Source organism: Pseudomonas paracarnis (assembly GCF_904063055.1).
GTDB lineage: Bacteria > Pseudomonadota > Gammaproteobacteria > Pseudomonadales > Pseudomonadaceae > Aquipseudomonas > Aquipseudomonas paracarnis.
The window spans coordinates 456,646-474,571 of sequence record NZ_CAJFCN010000002.1 but is presented as its reverse complement, the minus strand read 5'-3'; the positions used below and the strand labels follow the sequence as shown (position 1 = coordinate 474,571).

The 17,926-nt window shown below is 64.3% G+C and carries 12 protein-coding genes; 10 read left to right on the top strand and 2 right to left on the bottom strand.

Going from position 1 to position 17,926, the window contains the following annotated elements; translation table 11 throughout:
• The first annotated feature begins 3 nt into the window (after window positions 1-3).
• The 10 genes from JMV15_RS06815 to JMV15_RS06770 all read left to right on the top strand — a co-directional run bounded on the left by JMV15_RS06815 (window position 4) and on the right by JMV15_RS06770 (window position 14,235).
• On the top strand, window positions 4-1,293 hold the full coding sequence (locus JMV15_RS06815) for a DotU family type VI secretion system protein (protein WP_014720496.1): 1,290 nt from the start codon (window positions 4-6) through the stop codon (window positions 1,291-1,293).
• A complete protein-coding gene (gene tssM / locus JMV15_RS06810) occupies window positions 1,290-4,790 on the top strand; it encodes a type VI secretion system membrane subunit TssM (protein WP_020302844.1) in 3,501 nt (1,166 codons plus the stop codon). Before JMV15_RS06815 ends, tssM begins: the two co-directional genes overlap by 4 nt.
• Window positions 4,787-5,440 carry a type VI secretion system-associated protein TagF gene (gene tagF, locus JMV15_RS06805; protein ID WP_014720494.1) on the top strand — a complete coding sequence of 218 codons (654 nt, stop codon included), beginning with the start codon at window positions 4,787-4,789 and terminating at the stop codon, window positions 5,438-5,440. Before tssM ends, tagF begins: the two co-directional genes overlap by 4 nt.
• Entirely contained in the window at window positions 5,441-6,160 is a 720-nt protein-coding gene (locus JMV15_RS06800) for a PP2C family protein-serine/threonine phosphatase (RefSeq protein WP_003195541.1), read from the top strand.
• Window positions 6,157-9,135: a serine/threonine-protein kinase gene (locus JMV15_RS06795; RefSeq protein WP_019818124.1), complete on the top strand. Its 2,979-nt coding sequence runs from the start codon at window positions 6,157-6,159 to the stop codon at window positions 9,133-9,135. Before JMV15_RS06800 ends, JMV15_RS06795 begins: the two co-directional genes overlap by 4 nt.
• Entirely contained in the window at window positions 9,135-9,839 is a 705-nt protein-coding gene (locus tag JMV15_RS06790; RefSeq protein WP_019818123.1) for an ABC transporter ATP-binding protein, read from the top strand. The genes JMV15_RS06795 and JMV15_RS06790 overlap by 1 nt, the downstream gene beginning before the upstream one ends.
• Complete coding sequence (locus JMV15_RS06785) at window positions 9,839-11,023, top strand: FtsX-like permease family protein (RefSeq protein WP_019818122.1); 1,185 nt, start codon at window positions 9,839-9,841, stop codon at window positions 11,021-11,023. Before JMV15_RS06790 ends, JMV15_RS06785 begins: the two co-directional genes overlap by 1 nt.
• Complete coding sequence (locus tag JMV15_RS06780) at window positions 11,016-12,728, top strand: formylglycine-generating enzyme family protein (protein ID WP_020302847.1); 1,713 nt, start codon at window positions 11,016-11,018, stop codon at window positions 12,726-12,728. The genes JMV15_RS06785 and JMV15_RS06780 overlap by 8 nt, the downstream gene beginning before the upstream one ends.
• Before the next feature lie 84 nt (window positions 12,729-12,812).
• Window positions 12,813-13,736, top strand: a complete 924-nt coding sequence (gene tagQ, locus JMV15_RS06775) for a type VI secretion system-associated lipoprotein TagQ (RefSeq protein WP_003195532.1) — start codon at window positions 12,813-12,815, stop codon at window positions 13,734-13,736.
• A 124-nt stretch (window positions 13,737-13,860) separates the two neighbouring features.
• Window positions 13,861-14,235, top strand: coding sequence for a hypothetical protein (locus JMV15_RS06770; RefSeq protein ID WP_003195530.1), 375 nt, complete (start codon window positions 13,861-13,863; stop codon window positions 14,233-14,235).
• Between the two features lie 129 nt (window positions 14,236-14,364).
• Here the strand turns inward: JMV15_RS06770 and JMV15_RS06765 are convergent, their stop codons facing one another.
• Both JMV15_RS06765 and recG read right to left on the bottom strand, forming a co-directional pair.
• Window positions 14,365-15,765 carry an aminoacyl-tRNA deacylase and HDOD domain-containing protein gene (locus JMV15_RS06765; protein ID WP_014720489.1) on the bottom strand — a complete coding sequence of 467 codons (1,401 nt, stop codon included), beginning with the start codon at window positions 15,763-15,765 and terminating at the stop codon, window positions 14,365-14,367.
• A 77-nt stretch (window positions 15,766-15,842) separates the two neighbouring features.
• Window positions 15,843-17,918 (bottom strand): ATP-dependent DNA helicase RecG, encoded by a 2,076-nt coding sequence (gene recG, locus JMV15_RS06760; protein ID WP_038452281.1) that lies wholly within the window; start codon window positions 17,916-17,918, stop codon window positions 15,843-15,845.
• Window positions 17,919-17,926 lie beyond the last annotated feature (8 nt).

The following is a 17,926-nucleotide window of genomic DNA, read 5'->3' as shown; positions in this document are numbered from 1 at the left end:
GCGATGCATCCCAATGATGATGACCGCACCCAGTTCATGCCGCGCCCGGGTGGCCGAGAACCTGCACCCGCGCGTGCCGAACCTGCGCCGCTGTCGATGCCGGCTGCGCCGATCCTCACCGGCAAGAGCCAGGGCCTCAACCCGCTCGAAAGTGCCGCCGGCCCGTTGCTGGCGTTGTTGACGCGGTTGCGCAACACCATTGCCCATCCCGCGCCGGCCAGCCTGCGTGCGCAGTTGCTGGCGTACCTGCGCCAGTTCGAAGAGCGCGCCGAAGCCGCCGGTGTGGCACGCAATGAAGTGCTGTTGGCCCGTTACGCGCTGTGCACTGCCTTGGATGAGGCGGTGCTGAGCACGCCGTGGGGCAGCACCAGTGACTGGGGTAAGCAGAGCCTGCTGATCACCGTGCACAACGAAGCCTGGGGTGGCGAAAAGGTTTTCCAGTTGCTTGACCACTGTCTGCAAAGCCCACGGGAACGCCTGTACCTGCTGGAGCTGTTGTACCTGTGCATGTGCCTGGGTTTTGAAGGGCGTTACCGCGTGATGACCGACGGGCGCAGCCAGTTGGAAGCCTTGCGTGAACGCACCGCCGCAGCGATACGCAGCGCCCGTGGCGAGCACGAGCGTGAGCTGTCGCCGCACTGGCGCGGTGTAACCGTGGCCCGTGATCGCCTGGCGCAATTCATGCCGCCATGGATTGCCGTGGCGATTGGCTTGGCGCTGCTGTTGGCGTTGCTGTTCGGCCTGCGCCTGAAGCTGGCCTCGGACGCCGAGCCGGTGTTCAAGAATATTCATGCCCTGGGCGAGATCCCGGTGCAGGCCATCGACCGTCCGGTGGCGCAGCCCAAAGTGATTGAGCGCCCGCGCTTGGCCGGGTTCCTGGCCGACGACATCAAGGCCGGCCGCGTGGCGGTGGAAGACAAGGTCGACCGCTCTGTCGTGACCATTCGTGGCGATGAGCTGTTCGCCTCGGCCAGCTCCAGCATCGTCGATGACTACCAGCCGCTGATGCTGCGCATCGCTGACGCCATTCGCAAGGTCAAGGGCCAGGTGCGTGTCACCGGGCACAGCGACAACCGCCCGATTGCCACGTTGCGTTTCCCGTCCAACTGGGCGTTGTCCGAAGCCCGGGCCAAGTCGGTGCTGGCGATTCTCGCGGCCAAGACCGGCCAGGCCGAACGCTTCAGCGCCGAAGGCCGCAGCGACACCGAGCCGTTGGCCACCAACAGTACTGCCGAAGGCCGTGCCCGCAATCGTCGGGTTGAAATCACCGTATTGGCGGAGGGCGTCGAGTGAAGGCGTTTTTCAGTTTCATGATTCGCTGGGTGATCCCCGTGCTGGGCCTGATTGCCCTGAGCCTGATCATCTGGTTTGTTGGCCCGCTGCTGGACGTGCTGGTGCCCGAAGGGCGCCGTTGGGCGCTGATCGTGCTGGTGTTTGCGCTGTGGGTGGCCTACCGCGTGTTCCGCATCATCCAGGCCCGTCGCCAGGCCGCCGAAGTGATGCGCAGCCTGGCCGCAGAAACCCCGGTCGACCCCAACAGCGTTGCGACCGCCGAAGAGCTGTCCACGCTGCGCCAGCGCATGGACGAAGCCCTGGCACTCCTGAAAAAGGCCAAGCTGGGCGGCGATGAGCGCCGCAACCTCTACGAGTTGCCGTGGTATGTGATCATCGGCCCGCCGGGCTCGGGCAAGACGACCGCGCTGGTCAATTCCGGGCTGCATTTCCCACTGGCGGCGCAATTGGGCGCCGGTGCGGTGCGGGGCGTGGGGGGGACGCGCAACTGCGACTGGTGGTTTACCGACCAGGCCGTATTGCTCGACACCGCTGGCCGCTATACCACCCAGGACAGCAACTCCACGGTGGACAAAGCCGCCTGGCTGGGCTTTCTCGACTTGCTGAAAAAGCAGCGTGCGCGCCGGCCTATCGACGGTGCCTTTATCGCCATCAGCCTCTCGGATCTGCTGCTGGGCACCGACGCCGAGCGCGCAGCCCATGCTGCCGCGATTCGCCTGCGCATCCAGGAGCTGTATACGCAACTGGGCGTGCGTTTCCCCATCTACCTGATGCTCACCAAGCTCGACCTGGTGCCGGGCTTCATGGAGTTCTTCGACAACCTGAGCAAGGAAGAGCGCGCCCAGGTGTGGGGCATGACCTTTGCCCTGGACGACGGCAAAAACAGCGACAGCCCGCTGGCGCACCTGCAAAGCGAATTCGCCGGCCTGGAGCAGCGCCTCAACGAACGCCTGGTCGAGCGTCTGCAACAGGAGCGTGACCCGGCACGACGCGACCTGATCTACGGCTTCCCGCAGCAGTTCGGCGCGTTGAAAGATTGCCTGCAAAACTTCCTCGAAGGCGTGTTCAAACCCAACGCCTTTGAAGAGCGCGTGTTGCTGCGTGGCGTGTACTTCACCAGCGGCACCCAGGAAGGCAGCCCGATTGACCGCCTGATCGGTGCCATGGCCCAGAGCATGAACCTGGACCGCCAGCACCTGGCGCGCCAGAGCGGCACCGGGCGCAGTTACTTCATCGAAAAACTCTTCACCGCCGTGGCCTTTGCCGAGCGTGGTTTGGTGGGTGTGAACCCGAAGGTCGAACGCCGTCGCAAGTGGATCGCCCGTGGCGTACTGGCGACCACCGTCGCGCTGGTGGTGGTGGTCAGCAGCCTGTGGTGGGTGAGCTATCGCGCCAACCAGGCGTATATCGCCCAGGTCGATCAGAAGGTCGCGCCCCTGGGCCAGACCGTACAGAACCTGAGTCCGGCACAACGGGAAGTGCTCGCCGTGCTGCCGTTGCTCAACGCGGTGAAGAACCTGGCGGGGGATTCGCCGAGCTGGTCCGAAGGGCTGGGGCTGTACCAGGGCGATATGCTCGAAGCCGAGTCCGCCAGCGTGTACCGCAAACTGTTGATCGCCGTGTTCGCGCCACGCCTGGTGACGCGTATCGAAGAGCAACTGCACGGCGGCGGTAACTCGGACTTTCTCTACGAGGGCCTCAAGGCTTACCTGATGCTCGCCGACACCGAGCATTACGACCCGGACTTCATCAAGGCCTGGATCGCCCTGGACTGGGACCGCAACCTGCCCCGCGACCTGCCGGCCGACCAGCGTCAGGCCCTGGCCGGGCACTTGCAGGCGCTGTTCGAACGCCACCCGCCGAGCGCACGCCTGGACCCACGGCTGATCGACGATTTGCGTCGGCAGTTGCAGCAATTGCCGGTAGCCCAGCGCGTGTACGACCGCGTCAAGCGCCAGAAACTGCCCGAAGGTATCCCGGACTTTCGCCTCAACGAAGCCGCCGGTCGCGATGCCGCGCTAGTGTTCAGCCGCAAGAGCGGCAAGCCGTTGGGTGAGCCGTTGAGTGGTTTCTTTACCGCCAAAGGCTATCGCCAGGCGTTCTTGCTCAGCAGCTTGAACCAGACCGGCACCCTGGCCGAAGAGCAATGGGTGCTGGGCCATGAACAGGCCGACCAGCAGAACGTGGTGAGCCTGGCCGCCGACGTGCGCCGTTTGTACTTCCAGGATTACCAGCGCCAGTGGGACGCGTTGCTCGCCGACATCGACTTTGTGCCGATCACCAGCGTGGCACAGGCCGCCGATGTGCTGCGGGTGATTTCCGGTCCCACCTCGCCGCTGAAAAAGCTGCTGGTGGCGGTTGCCAGGGAAACCGACCTGCAAGCCGAAGAACGCCAACTGGCCGCCAAAGGCGTGCCGGTGGAAGGCGGCGTGGACAAGCTCAAGGAGCGCCTCGGCAGTTTGCTGGGCGAGGCGCAACCGACGGCGAATGCACCGGCACCGGCGGATGATCCCGTGACCGCGCACTTTGCCGAACTCAACAGCATCGTCAGCAAAAACGAAGGTGAACCGGCGGCCATCGACGGCCTGCTGTCGGACATGAATGCACTGTATGTGCAGGTCAGTGCCATGGTCGGTGCCAGCGGCGATGCCTTGCTCGGTGAGGCCAAGAACCAGGCGGCGGCTGCGGCCACGCGGGTCAGCCTGAACGCCGAGCGTCAGCCGCCGCTGGTGCAGGGCATGGTCAAGTCGGTGGTCAATTCCACCACCAACAGCATGATGGGCGGGGTGCGTAACCAGCTGAACGCGGCCTGGGTCAGTGAGGTGGTCAACGTGTATCGCCAGTCGTTGGCCGGGCGTTACCCGATGTCGCCGGGCAGTGCGCGGGACGCCACCCTGGATGACTTCGGCCAGTTCTTCGGCGTGGGCGGGGTGATGGACAACTACTTCCGCAAATACCTGCAGCCCTATGTGGACACATCGGCACAGACCTGGCGCTGGCAACCTGGGGCGGCGCAGAAGCTGGGGATTGCTCCTGGCGTGCTGCAAACCTTCCAGCGTGCGGCGTCGATTCGGGACGCGTTCTTCCGCTCCGGTGGCACCCAACCCATCGTGCGTTTCGAACTCAAGCCGGTGTCGATGGACCCTACCATCACTCAGTTTCTGCTTGACCTGGACGGCCAGCAATTGAGCTACGACCACGGCCCGAGCCGGCCGGTGGCGATGCAATGGCCGAACCCGGGCAGCATTGGCGTGGTGCGTATTTCCATCATGCCCCCGTCGGCCAGTGGTCGCTCCGGCATCACTCTGGACGGCCCGTGGGCCTGGTTCCGTCTGCTGGAGCAATCAGACCTCACCGCAGGCAACTCGCCGGATCGTTTCAACCTGCGCCTGCGAGTCGATGGCGCGAGCATCGCCTACGAGTTGCGCGCCAACAGTGCCTTCAACCCGTTCAAGAGCCGCGTGCTCAGTGGCTTCAGCCTGCCGGAGCGGCTATGACGGCCCTGGGTTTCTACGGCAAGTTGGCCAGCCGCGGGGACTTCGTCAGCCGCGCCTTGCCGCAGAGCTTTATCGGCCCGTGGGACAGCTGGCTGGCGGCGGGTTTGCTCGCCAGCCAGAACAGCCTCGGCGCTGACTGGCTGAATGCGTACCTGGTCAGCCCGTTGTGGCGCTTTGTGCTGGCCCCGGGCGTGTGCGGGCCGGACGCGGCGGCGGGCGTGGTGATGCCGAGCATTGACCGGGTCGGGCGTTACTTTCCGCTGGCGGTGGTGACCTTGCTGGATCACGACACCAACCCGGCGTCGCTGGTGGGCGGTTCGGACGCCTGGTTCGAGCAGGCTGAAACCTTGTTGCTCAGCACCCTCGACAGCGGCGCGACCTTCGAAAGCTTCAACGCCGGGCTCGACGAGTTGGGTGTGCCGGCCAGCGAGCCGCGGGCGGTGGACAGCCGTTTCGCCGGCCTGCAAAGGGTGGCAGCCACCGTGCCGCACCAGCGTATGACCGCACTGGCCGAACAGGCGTGCGAGGGCGCAAGCCTGTGGTGGGGGCGAGGCTCGCAGCGTATCTCCCCCGGTTTATTACGGTGCCAGGGCCTGCCTGCCGCCAGCGATTTTGCGCAGTTTTTGCTCGGACAAGAAGGTGTGGTGTAGATGGGCGTGACGTACGAATCCGCGAGCAAAAGCCATGTGGGCATGGTTCGCCAAGTCAACGAAGATGCCTTTCTGGATCTGCCGGAAAACCGCCTGTGGGTGGTGGCCGATGGCATGGGCGGGCACGCGGCGGGCGACTATGTCAGCAGCTTGATCGTCGACAGCCTGCGCCATGTGCCGCTGGGCCGCTCTCTGGATGAATACTCGGCGGCGCTGCGCAATGACCTGCTGCGCATCAACGCGGCCGTGCGCGAAGAAACCGCCAACCGTGGCGTGACCATGATGGGCAGCACCGTGGTGGTGTTTGCCGCGCGCGGCTTGCGCGGGGTGTGCCTGTGGGCCGGCGACAGCCGCCTGTACCGCTTGCGCGACGGCGTGCTGGAAAGCATTTCCCGCGACCACAGCTACGTGCAAGACCTGCAAGACAGCGGCCTGCTCAGCGAAGCCGACGCCCGCACCCACCCGCGCTCCAATATCGTCACCCGCGCCATTGGCGTTGAGGCCCAGTTGGACGTCGCCTCGGTGGACCTGTTGATCGCTCCCGGCGACAGCTATTTGCTGTGCAGCGATGGCCTCAACAAAACCGTCGAAGACCACGAAATCCGCGAGGTGCTCAGCCATGACGCACCGGATGAAATCGTGCGCAGCCTGGTGCACTTGGGCCTAAATCGCGGCGCACCGGACAACATCACCACCCTCGTCGTGAAGGTCTCGTCATGAACATCGTCATCCCAGGTTATGACATCGAAGGCGAGATTGGCGAAGGCGCCATGGCCAGCGTGTACCTGGCGACCCAGCGCTCGTTGGAGCGCAAGGTGGCGTTGAAGGTGATGGCGGCGGCGCTGGCGGCCGACCCGAGTTTCTGCGAACGCTTCCTGCGCGAGGGCAAGACCCTGGCGCGCTTGTCGCACCCGCACACGGTGACCATCCATGACATCGGCAACGTCGGTGAGCTGTATTACATGGCCATGGAATACCTGCCCAACGGCACGCTCAAGGAGCGCATCGCTGCTGGGCTGACCCCGGAGCAGGGCGTGACGCTGATCCGCCAGATTGCCTCGGCCCTGGGCTATGCCCATGCCCAAGGGCTGGTGCACCGCGACGTCAAGCCGGCGAACATTCTGTTTCGCGCCGATGGCACGGCAGTGTTGTCGGACTTCGGGATTGCCAAGTCGCTGGACGATCGCACCCAGTTCACCCAGGCCGGGTTTGCCGTGGGCACGCCGAGCTACATGAGCCCGGAGCAGGCGCGGGGCCAGGAGATCGATGGCCGCGCCGACCTCTACGCGCTGGGCGTGGTGCTGTATGAAATCCTCGTCGGCAAGCTGCCTTATAACGGCACCGATGCGCTTTCCACGGCGCTGGCGCACCTGACCGAACCCTTGCCGGAATTGCCTGTGCACCATGGGCGCTATCAGGGCGTGCTGCGCAAGTTGTTGGCCAAGGACCCGGCGGAACGTTATCCGGATGCGGCAGCGTTGTTGTTGGCGCTGGATCAACTGCCGGCTGATGAATCGGATGCCACGCTGGTGCGGCCGCTGCCGATTCCATTGAGCTTTGATCTGGCGGGTATGACCCCTGTCACCATCGACATTCCGACGGATAAACCGCAGCCGCAGCCAATAGTGCGTCAACCGGTGGTGACGCCGACGCAGCACAATGCCCCGTCCGAGCAGCGCCGTGGGCCGGTATTGGCTTTGGCCGCCGTGGCAGTCGCCGTCGCGTTGGCCATTGGTGGCGCCAGCTACTGGTGGTTGAGCGGCGGCGATGAACCGGCCAAGCCGCCAGCCGCCGTGGTGCCCAAGGTGACGCCGCCCGTGGCTGTCGCTGAAGTGGATGGCGGTCAGCGCCCGTTGCTGATGGCAGGCAAGAAAACCTTGTTCCAGCGTGTACTCAGCAAACCCGGCGCCCAGCTTTCAGCGGACGCCGGGAGTACGCCGGGTAAAGCGCTGCCGGCGTTTTCCGTGCTCTACGTGTACCAGCGCAAAGAGGTCGATGGCAGCCAGTGGGTACGCGTCGGCGCGGCCACTGATGGTCGCAGCGACGGTTGGCTGCCAGCCTCCCAGGTCAGCGACTGGAAACAAAGCCTGGTGCTCAAGTTCACCGAGCGCTCCGGCCGGGCTCCCGTGATGTTCCTGCGCCAGCCCGGTGAGGTGGAAAAACTGCTGGCCGACCCTGCCGCAGCGAAAAGCGCCTTGGCCAAGGCGCAGAACAACCGTGAAGACAACCAGCAAGTCCTGGCCCTGGAACCCACCGCCAGCGCGGTGCCGCAGAACCAGTTCTACCTGTTGCCGATCTTCGATTCCAAGGAGAGCTTCGACGACAACGGCCAGCCGGTGCAGTTGCTCAACGTGGCCTCCATCGACCCAGGCAGCCGCGCCGCTGCCAGACCCGCCAGCCCGACGCTCAGCGCCAATGCCGACGCGTTCCGCACGGCGGTGGTGCTGGTGGTGGACACCACCGTGTCGATGCAGCCCTACATCGACCAGATTCGCGACGTGGTGCATGAGCTGCAAACCCGCATTGCTGAGCGTGGCGAGTTGGACAGCGTCAGCTTCGGCATGGTCGGCTTTCGCAGCAGCATCCAGAAAACGCCGGGCCTTGAGTATGTCGCCAAGACCCTGATCAGCCTCGACCAAGGCCGCGACCCGCAGCGCTTTCTGGATATGGCGCGCCAGGTCAAAGCGTCGACGGTGTCCAGCCACTCGTTCAACGAAGATGCGTTTGCCGGGGTGATGCAGGCAGTGGACGGCATGGATTGGTCCGGCTACGGCGGGCGCATCATCCTGCTGGTCTCCGATGCCGGCGCGCTGCGCAAGAACGACCCGTTCGCCGCCACCCAGATGAACGAAGCGGAAGTGCGCCAGGCGGCGCTGGGCAAGCAGATCAAGATCTACGCGCTGCACCTGCGCACCGATGCCGGCAAGAAAACCCATGCCGGCGCCGAGAGCCAGTATCGCGTCCTCACCGCCGACGCCAACCCGCAGATCGGCGACCTGTACACGCCGGTGCCAGGGGGCGATGTGCGCAAGCTGGGTGAGCGCGTCGATGAGATCGGCACGGTGTTCGCCAACCTGGTGCATCAGGTGCGCAGCAACACGCCGCAGCCCGTGCCGTTGCTCAGTGCCGCGCCGAGCCTGGCGGACAAGTCCGCCGCCGTCGGCTATGCCATGCACATGGACTTTCTCGGGCGCAAGACCGCGAGCCAGGCACCGCAATTGGTCAGCGCCTGGACCGCTGATCGTGACCTGACCAACCCGGCGCTGCCAGCGTTCCAGGTGTGCGTGATGTTGACCAAGCTGCAACTCAACGATCTGCAACAATCGTTGAAGTTGATCGTGGATGCGGCGCGCAAGACCCAAAGCTCGCCCAAGGATTTCTTCCAGGAAATCGCCAGCGCCTCGGCCTATATGAGCCGCGACCCGCAGGCCCTGCGCAAGGGCGGCAACCTGGCTGACGGCGGCCTGCTCGGTGAATACCTGGAGGGCCTGCCGTACCGCAGCAAGTCGCTGAACATGACCCAGGACCTGTGGTTGTCATTGAGCGTGGCCGAGCAGGAAGACTTTATCGACGAGCTGGATTCGAAAATCCGTCTGTATGAAACCTTCCATAACGACGTGGCCAACTGGGTCCGTTTCGGCGATGCCGAACCGGGCGATGCGTTGTATCGCGTGCCGCTGTCGACGCTGCCGTAATGTTGAACCTGAGCGCGGTGCACAAGAGCCGGGGCGTCGGTAGCCAGCGCTACAGCCTGGTGATCCCTGCGTTGCAGCTGGGCGCGGGTGAACAACTGGCAATTGTCGGCCCCAGTGGTTGCGGCAAGAGCACCTTGCTCGACCTGCTGGCGCTGGTGTTGGCGCCGGATCAGGTGGGGCAGTTTGCATTCAACCAACACGACGTCGGCGCGCTGTGGCGTGCCGACCGGCAATCGGCGCTGGCCGCGTTACGCAGCCAGCACTTGGGCTATGTGCCGCAGACCGGGGGGTTGCTGGGGTTTCTGGACGTGCGCGGCAATATCGCGCTGTCGCGCCAACTGCTGGGCTTGCAGGATGACGGCCGCGTGGCGCGCCTGGCTGAGCAGTTGCAGATCAGCGATCAGTTGGCCAAGCGCCCGGCGGCGTTGTCGGTGGGCCAACGCCAGCGGGTCAGCTGTGCACGGGCCCTGGCCCATGGGCCGCAACTGGTGCTGGCTGATGAGCCGACGGCGTCCCTGGACCCGCTCAACGCCGAACGCGTGATGCAGGCGCTGCTGGCCCAGGCCCGCGAACACCGTACGGCCTGTGTGATCGCCACCCATGATGAACCGCTGGCCCGCGCCAGTGGCTTGCAGGTGCGGCGTATCAGTTGCCAGCGCGATCCAGACGGCGGCGTCACCGCAACCCTCGGGGAGGCGTGCTAATGCGCATCGGCCTGGTTGCTTCGCTTGCGTGGCAGGACTACCGCAACGATGGGTGGTTGTCGGCCTGTTCTGTGTTGGCATTGGTGGCGGTTATCGCGCCATTGCTGGTGTTATTCGGGCTGAAATTTGGACTGGTTAGCAGTTTGACCGAACGCTTGGAGACCGACCCCGCCAGCCGTGAAATCATCCCATTGGGCGGTGGTCGATTCAGCGCGGCGTTTATCGCGCAACTGGGTGAGCGCAGCGAGGTGGCGTTTGCTGTGCCGCGCACACGGCAAATTGCCGCCACGGCGCAGGTGGGCACCCTGACCCTGGAAATGCTGCCGACTGCCGCAGGCGACCCGTTGTTGGCAGGCTTGCCGATGCCCCACGGCCTGGACCAGATCGTGCTCAGCCATACCGCCGCCGAAAAGCTCGCGGCAAGGCCCGGTGACTGGCTGGAAACCAGCTTTGCGCGGCAAGTGGCGGGGCGCGTCGAGGCCCAGCGCACGCGGTTGCAGGTGCTGGCGGTGTTGCCGCTGGAGGCCTTCGTTCGCGAGGGCCTGTTTGCCGATCTGGCGTTGTTGGAGGCAGCGGAAGATTATCGCGATGGCCGTGCGGTGCCGGCGTTGGGTTGGGCCGGTGAAGCGGCGAGCGTGAGCGAACAGCGTATCTACCCGGCGTTTCGCCTGTACGCGCGCAGCCTCAGTGATGTGGAACCGTTGCGGGTGTATTTCGCCGGGCAGAACCTGTTGGTTTCAACCCAGGCGCACACCATCGCTCAAGTGCAATCGTTGAGCCGCAACCTGTCGATTGTGTTCTGGATCATCGCCGGGTTGGCGTTGGCCGGGGCGTTTGCGGCGATTTTCGCGGGCACCCTGGCGGCGGTAGCGCGTAAGCACCGTGAACTCTCGGTGTTGCGCCTGTTGGGGTTTTCCACCGCCGCCTTGTTGCTGTTTGTGCTGCTGCAAGCGCTATACAGCGCGGGTTTTGCCGCTGTGCTCAGCGTTGGGCTGTATGGCCTGGCTGAGGCGGCGTTGAACAAGCTTTTTGTGCAGGTGCCGGGCGAGTACGCCAGCCACCTGTTGGCGCGCCATTATGGCCTGGCCCTGGTGGCGGTGCTCGGTGTCAGTGCCGTGGCGGCCGCCTGTGGTGGTTGGCGGGTGGCACGTATCCAGGCTTCTGAAGGAATCAGAGATGTATAAATTACTGGGCGCCTGCGTGGCGCTGAGCCTGGCCTCGCTGGCCTGGGCCGATGAGGCAAGTGACAAGCTCGACAACCCCAAGCCGTTGCCGGACGACGTGAGCCTGCCGCTGCCCTGCGAAGGTAACATGGTATTCCGCTACGCCTACATTCTGGCCCAGGGCACCCTGGATGACCGTGAAATCAACCTGGGCTACCCCTTTGCCGAAGGCGAGGCGGGTTATCAGCAGTCGTTTATTTCCGGCTACCGGCGCGACTTCATCAACGGCCAGTTCACCCTCAAGGACTTGCCCAAGGACTGGAGCAAGGTCATCGCGCCGCAGATGCCGAAGACCGACGCCAAGACCCCGCTCAAGCCCATGCTGTACTTTATCGGCAAATACGAAGTGACTGCTCGCCAGTACGCCCAGGTGATGGCCCAGGCGCAATCCCTGGCCAGCGGAGAACCGGCTCCCGCATGTGAGGCGCCCAGCGGCATGGCCGGGCGTTTGCCCAAGGTGAAACTGTCGCGCTTTGAAGCCGAGCGTTTCTCGGCGGTGTACAGCGCCTGGCTGATGAAATACCACCGCGAACTGCTGCCGGTAAGCGGGCGCGGTGCGTCGGCCGAAGACGGCGGCCTGGGTTTTGTGCGCCTGCCCACCGAAGTGGAGTGGGAGTACGCCGCACGCGGCGGCCAGGCGGTGAGCCGCCAGGACCTCGAAGGCCGTCTGTATCCACGGCGCGCCGAGGGCAGTGAAAGCGATGGTCCGCTGGCCGATTACGCGGTGTTCAACCAAGTGGCCGGCGGCACCGGCCAGGCGGCGCGGTTGATGCCCATCGGTACCAAGTTGCCCAACCCCATTGGCATGTTCGACGTGATCGGCAACGCCGCGGAAATGGTCCAGGAATCCTTCCAGCTGGTACACGCTGGCCGCCGCCAGGGCACCTACGGCGGCTTTGTGGTCAAGGGCGGCAACTACCTGGAAGGCGAGGGCACGTTGTTCACCGGCATGCGCCGCGAATACCCGTTGTTTGCCGCTGATGGCACCGAGCAAAGCAACGAGACCACCGGCTTTCGCGTGGCGATTGGCGCGTTGTCGGCGCCGCGCTCGCGCTACAAGGAATTGTTTGCCCAATGGCAGAAGGAAGGCCGTCTGGCCGCGCTGACCGATGCCATCGACGACGCCCAGGACCCGACCAAGCGCCTGGACAGCATCATCGCCGCCAGTGTCGATCCCAAGCTTCAAGCCGAGCTGGGCCTGGTCAACGAAGAGCTCAAGCGCAACGTGTCGCTGATCGCCCAGCAACGCGAAGAAGCCGCGGGCAATTTGATCCAGTCGGCGGCGTTGGTGGCCGAGACCATCAGCAACTACAACATCCGCCTGGCCAACCTGCAGAAGAGTCGCCAGCAGGCGGTGGACAGCAAGGACGAGGCCAGCGCGCAGCTGTTTGACATGGCCATTACCAATGGACGCAGCGCGTTGGACGGCGCGGTGGCGATTTACATCGACAACCTGGCCACCGGCACGCGCTACACCGATGCGGTGATCCAGGCGCAGTTTCAACGGATCAAGGAAGAGTTGGATCGCAAGCCAGTGCTCGGCAAGAGCCTGGTGACGCGCGCGACACTGTTCGTTCGCCATGTCGGCAACTACCGCAAGCAACAGCGGGCCGACCCGGCAACGATCTTGAAGGAATTGCTCGCAGCGAGCGGTCAGCGGTCTTGATCGTTGGCTGTCTAGCGAGCTTGGAAGGGACTCAGGCGGCGGTGGGCCGTGCTGGGCAAGTCAAACTTAACAGAGATCACATCTATGCTTTTTTCCCGTAAGGCGGTTTCCAAGCGTCACCTGCTGCTGATCGCAGCTGGTTTCAGTACCGTGTTGACTGGTTGCGCTACGTCGCCTGCGTCCAAGGTGGCGTCGAGCACCAAGGTCGAGTACTACCCCAACTGCTACGAGCCGGTGCAGCACCTGCGCGCCACCGATTCGGACATGACCAAGTCGGTCGTCACCGGTGCCGCGATCGGCGCGGCCGGCGGTGCCCTGCTGGGCGCGCTGACCGGCGACAAGGACAGCCGTGGCCGCAATGCCGCGATCGGTGCCGCAGGCGGCGCCCTGGCTGGCGGTGCGGCGGGTTACTACACCGAGCGCCAGAAACAGATCACCGATGACAACCAGCGCATCGCGTCCTACTCCACCGACTTCAACAAAAGCGCCTCGGACATCGACCGCAGCACCGCCTATGCCAAGGCCTCGCAGCAGTGCTACCAGAGCGCATTCACCAAGCTGGTGGCTGATCGCAAGGCCAAGACCGTCAACGACACCGAAGGCCGCAAGCGCCTGGCGGAAATCGTCGCGGGTCTGAAGGAATCCAATGACCTGATCGTGACGGTCAACGGCAAGGCCAGCGAAGACCTGAACAACTACACCCAGGCGTACGAGAAAGACCTGCAACAGGTCGGCGTACAGCGCAGCGATGTGGTGACCGTGGCCACCGCCGATACCACGCCAGTGGTCGCTCCGGCCAAGGGCAAGAAAGCCGTCAAGCCAGCCAAGAAGCCGGTGCTGCCGACAGTGCCGAAAGAAGCGGTAACCACCGAACGTAGCATCCAGACCGTGCAGGCCAAGCAAGCTGAAAGCAAGCAGGTCGCCAGTGCGGGCAAGACCCAGATCGAAGCAACCTGCCGCAATCCAAACCTGGCCGATTGGGCGCCAGTGCCATGTCCTAACGTTTAAGTACTTGTTGCTATAAGCGTTAAACGCCAACCGATCTGCGCCTAAAGCGCGAGATCGGTGGCGTTCTTTTTGCAAATCGTTACACTGCTGCGGCCACTCCAATAAATACACCGAGGCCGTGTGCATGAAATTTCGTCTTCTCCTGTGGGTGCTGGGCCTGATGATGGGCAAAGCCAGCCGCACCAACCCCGCCTTCCAGCAGCAACTGGGTGACAAAGACCTGGCCTTCCAGCTGCAGACCCTCGACGGCAAGGTTGCCCGTCACTTCATCGTCAAAGACCAGCGCATCACCAGCCGCTCAGGTGTCCACCCGGCGCCGGCCTTCGCCATTGCCTTCAAGGATGCCGCCTACGGCTTCGCCACGATGCAGGCGAAGAACAAGCAACTGGCGTTCATGACGGGGATTCAGGACAAGTCGATCCAGATCAAGGGCAACCCGGCACTGGTGATCTGGTTCCAGGGCCTGACCAAGTATTTGAAGCCGAAGAAAAAGAAGTAGGCGGTCAGGTAGACCGAGTTGAATTCATCGCAGGCAAGCCAGCTCCCACAGTGACCGCGTTCCAACTTGGAAATACGGTCAACTGTGGGAGCTGGCTTGCCTGCGATAGCGGTTTAACAGGCGGTGGGCTTACCCCTGGCTGAACTGCGAAGCCAATTCGCGCAACAGCACTTCGGCATCCAGCACTTTACCCACCACGTCCTCGGCCTTCTCGCGGCTCAAGCCCAGGCGCTCAAGCAGTGCGTCCGGAATGGATTCATCCGGCCCGGAGCCAATCCCCCGGCTGCGCAACAGGCGCACCGCCAGGCACACCAGGTTCGGATACTCGGCGTATTGCCCGTCGTACGTCGGGTCGTGCTGGAAGCGCAGGGCGGTGCACAGTTCGTCCGGCATGTCCCAGTAGCGCATCAGCCAGGCGCCGATCTGTTCGCGGCTGATGCCCAGCAAATGTTGCTCGACGTAGCTGTGGCACAGGTGCGGGTTGACCTCCAGGTGCCGGCAGATCAGCGAGAAGTGCGGCGGAAACACGTGGGCCAGCAGCAGGTAGCCGAAGTTGTGCAGCAAACCTGCCAGGTAGGTCAGGCCGGCTTCCGGGCGCTGGGCGCGGGGCATGGCGCGGGTCAGGCCTTCAATCACGGCGGCGGTGTAGATCGACTGGTGCCAGTACGGCGTGGACAGGTGCGGGCGGTCCTTGGGCAGGCTCAGGGTTTTGCCCAGGGCCAGGCCCAGCGCCAGGTTGATCACAAGATCAAAGCCCAGCACGCGCACGATGGCGTCTTCGACTGAGCGGATCTTGCCCGGCGAAGCGTAGTAGGGCGACGCGGCCCAGCTTACGACCTGGGCGGCGAGGGCCGGGTCGGTTTCCACCACGCCGGTGATGTCGTCGATGGTGGCATTGGGATCGACGCGCAGCTTGATGATCTTCTGCGCGGTGTCGGCCAGCGGTGGAATCTCGATGGTCGCTTCCAGGCGCTGCTGAATACGACGCGCGGTGAAGGCTTGCATCGCCTGGGTGATTTCCTCACGGTCATCATTGGGGCGGTCGAGATTCGGGCGGATGTTGCTCAAGGGTTCCCCGAACTGCGCGGCGCTGGCCTTGGTGAGCAGGCTCTTGAAGGCGTCGCTGGGGATTTCCAGCAACAGCCCGGCTTCGCCCGAATGCACCAGCAGGCTCGGCTCATTGAGCAAGCGGCCTTCGTACAGGCACGGCGAACTGGTCAGGGGCGGCAAACCCGGCAGCAGGCTCAGGTCATGCTTGCCCAGCATGCGCTCGACACGCTCGGGGGCGACGGCCGTGAGGCGGCGACCGGTGAGTTCGGCGAGGCGGTTGAGGTCCAGCAACTGGCTTTGGGGGAACAGCACCATGAGCGCGCCAACCGCATCTTCAAGCAACACCGCCTGGACCTTTTGTGCAGGGTTCAGGCCAGGCTGTTCGATGACTTCCGTGTAGGGGATGGCGAGCTTTGCGAGCAGCGCCCGAATGACCGGCGGGGCGGTCAGTGGGGCTGTGGCGAGGGCAACTTCTGACATGGCCTGATCCAATTTCTTACATTCATTGGAGTATAACCAGCTTGATACGGGTGTTGGTCGGATAAGTGCGTCAGGCGTCACACTTGGCCGTATTGCTGGCCGTGCCGCAGCCAGCGGTTGAGCAAGGGGCTGACGTGATCGGGCCAACGTTCGAGCAATGCTTGCGCAGCATCGCGCACGGCGGGCAGCAGGTCGGCATCGCGCATCAGGTCGGCGACCTTGAATTGCAGCAGGCCGGTCTGGCGCGTGCCGAGCATTTCACCGGGGCCGCGCAGTTCGAGGTCTTTTTCGGCGATAACAAAACCGTCGTTGGTTTCGCGCATGATGCCCAGTCGCTGGCGACCGATCTGCGACAGTGGCGGGTGATAGAGCAGCACGCAGTGGCTGGCGGCACTGCCCCGGCCAACCCGCCCGCGCAGCTGGTGCAGCTGCGCCAGGCCCAGGCGTTCGGGGTTTTCGATGATCATCAGGCTGGCGTTGGGGACGTCCACGCCCACTTCAATCACGGTGGTAGCCACCAGCAATTGCAGGTTGCCGGCCTTGAACTCGGCCATTACCGCGGCTTTTTCCGCCGGTTTCATACGGCCATGGATCAACCCCACCTTGAGCTCACCCAAGGCACTGGTGAGGTCTTCATAAGTGGTTTCGGCGGCCTGGCAGGTCAGTTCTTCGGACTCTTCGATCAGGGTACACACCCAGTACGCCTGGCGGCCTTCGGCGCAGGCACCGCGCACGCGCTCGATCACTTCGACACGTCGGGTGTCGGCGACCAGCACGGTGTTGACCGGCGTACGCCCCGGCGGCAGTTCGTCGAGGATCGAGGTGTCGAGGTCGGCGTAGGCGCTCATGGCCAGGGTGCGTGGGATCGGCGTGGCGGTCATGATCAACTGGTGCGGGTTCATGCGCCCGCCCACGCCTTTCTGGCGCAGGGCCAGGCGCTGTTGCACGCCAAATCGGTGCTGTTCGTCGATGATCACTAGCGCAAGGTTCTTGAACTGCACTTCGTCCTGGAACAGCGCATGGGTGCCCACCACCATCGGTGCTCCGGCGGCGATCTGCTCCAGGGCGGCCACGCGGTTTTTGCCTTTGAGCTTGCCAGCCAGCCACGCCACCTCCAGGCCCAGCGGTTCGAGCCAGCGCTTGAAGGTGATGAAGTGTTGTTCGGCGAGGATTTCCGTCGGTGCCATCAGCGCCACTTGATAGCCAGCTTCCAGGGCTTGCAGGGCGGCGAGGGCAGCGACCACGGTCTTGCCGGCGCCTACGTCACCCTGGATCAACCGCAGCATCGGTTCTTGCTGGCTGAGGTCGTAGGCGATTTCATTGCCCACGCGCTGTTGCGCGCCGGTCGGCGCAAAGCCGAGGTTGGCCAGGTATTGCGCAGGCAGCCGCGTGGCCTTGGGCATCGCCGGGGCGCGCAGGGAACGCATGCTTTCGCGCAGGCGTTGCTGGGACAGCTGGTGCGTGAGCAGTTCTTCAAAGGCCAGGCGATGCTGGGCCCAGTGATGACCGAGGGCGAGTTCGTCCACATCGGCATCGGCGGGCGGGTGATGCAAATACCGGATCGCATCGGCCAGGGGCGCCAGCTGATAGTCGCGGGCCAGCTCCAGGGGCAGCCAATCGGGCAGGCTTTGCGGGCCGAGCATGGTCAGGGTCTGCATGCACAACTGGCGCAGGCGTTGCTGGGTCAGGCCCTCGGTCAGCGGGTAGATCGGCGTGAGCGTGGTGTCCACCGGTGGCGGCTCATCGCCGGTAATGGCGCGGTATTCCGGGTGGTAGATTTCCAGGCCCGATGCGCCTGGGCGTGCCTCGCCATAGCAGCGCACGCGGGTGCCACGCTTGAGCCCTTCCTTCTGCGCGTTGCTGAAGTGGTAGAAGCGCAAGCTCAAGCCGCCAGTGCCGTCCTGCAGGCGCACCACCAGGCTGCGGCGCTTGCCCATCACCACGTCGGCGCCACTGACGGTGCCTTCGATCACCGCGTCTTGCCCAGGGCGCAAATGGCCGATGGGCACCACGCGGGTGCGGTCCTGGTAGCGCAGGGGCAGGTGGAACAGCACGTCCTGAAGGTTCTCCAGGCCGACCTTGGCCAGCTTCTCGGCCATGGCCTCACCGACACCCTTGAGTGCCGTCACCGACACCTGCGACAGCTCAGTCATACCGTGGC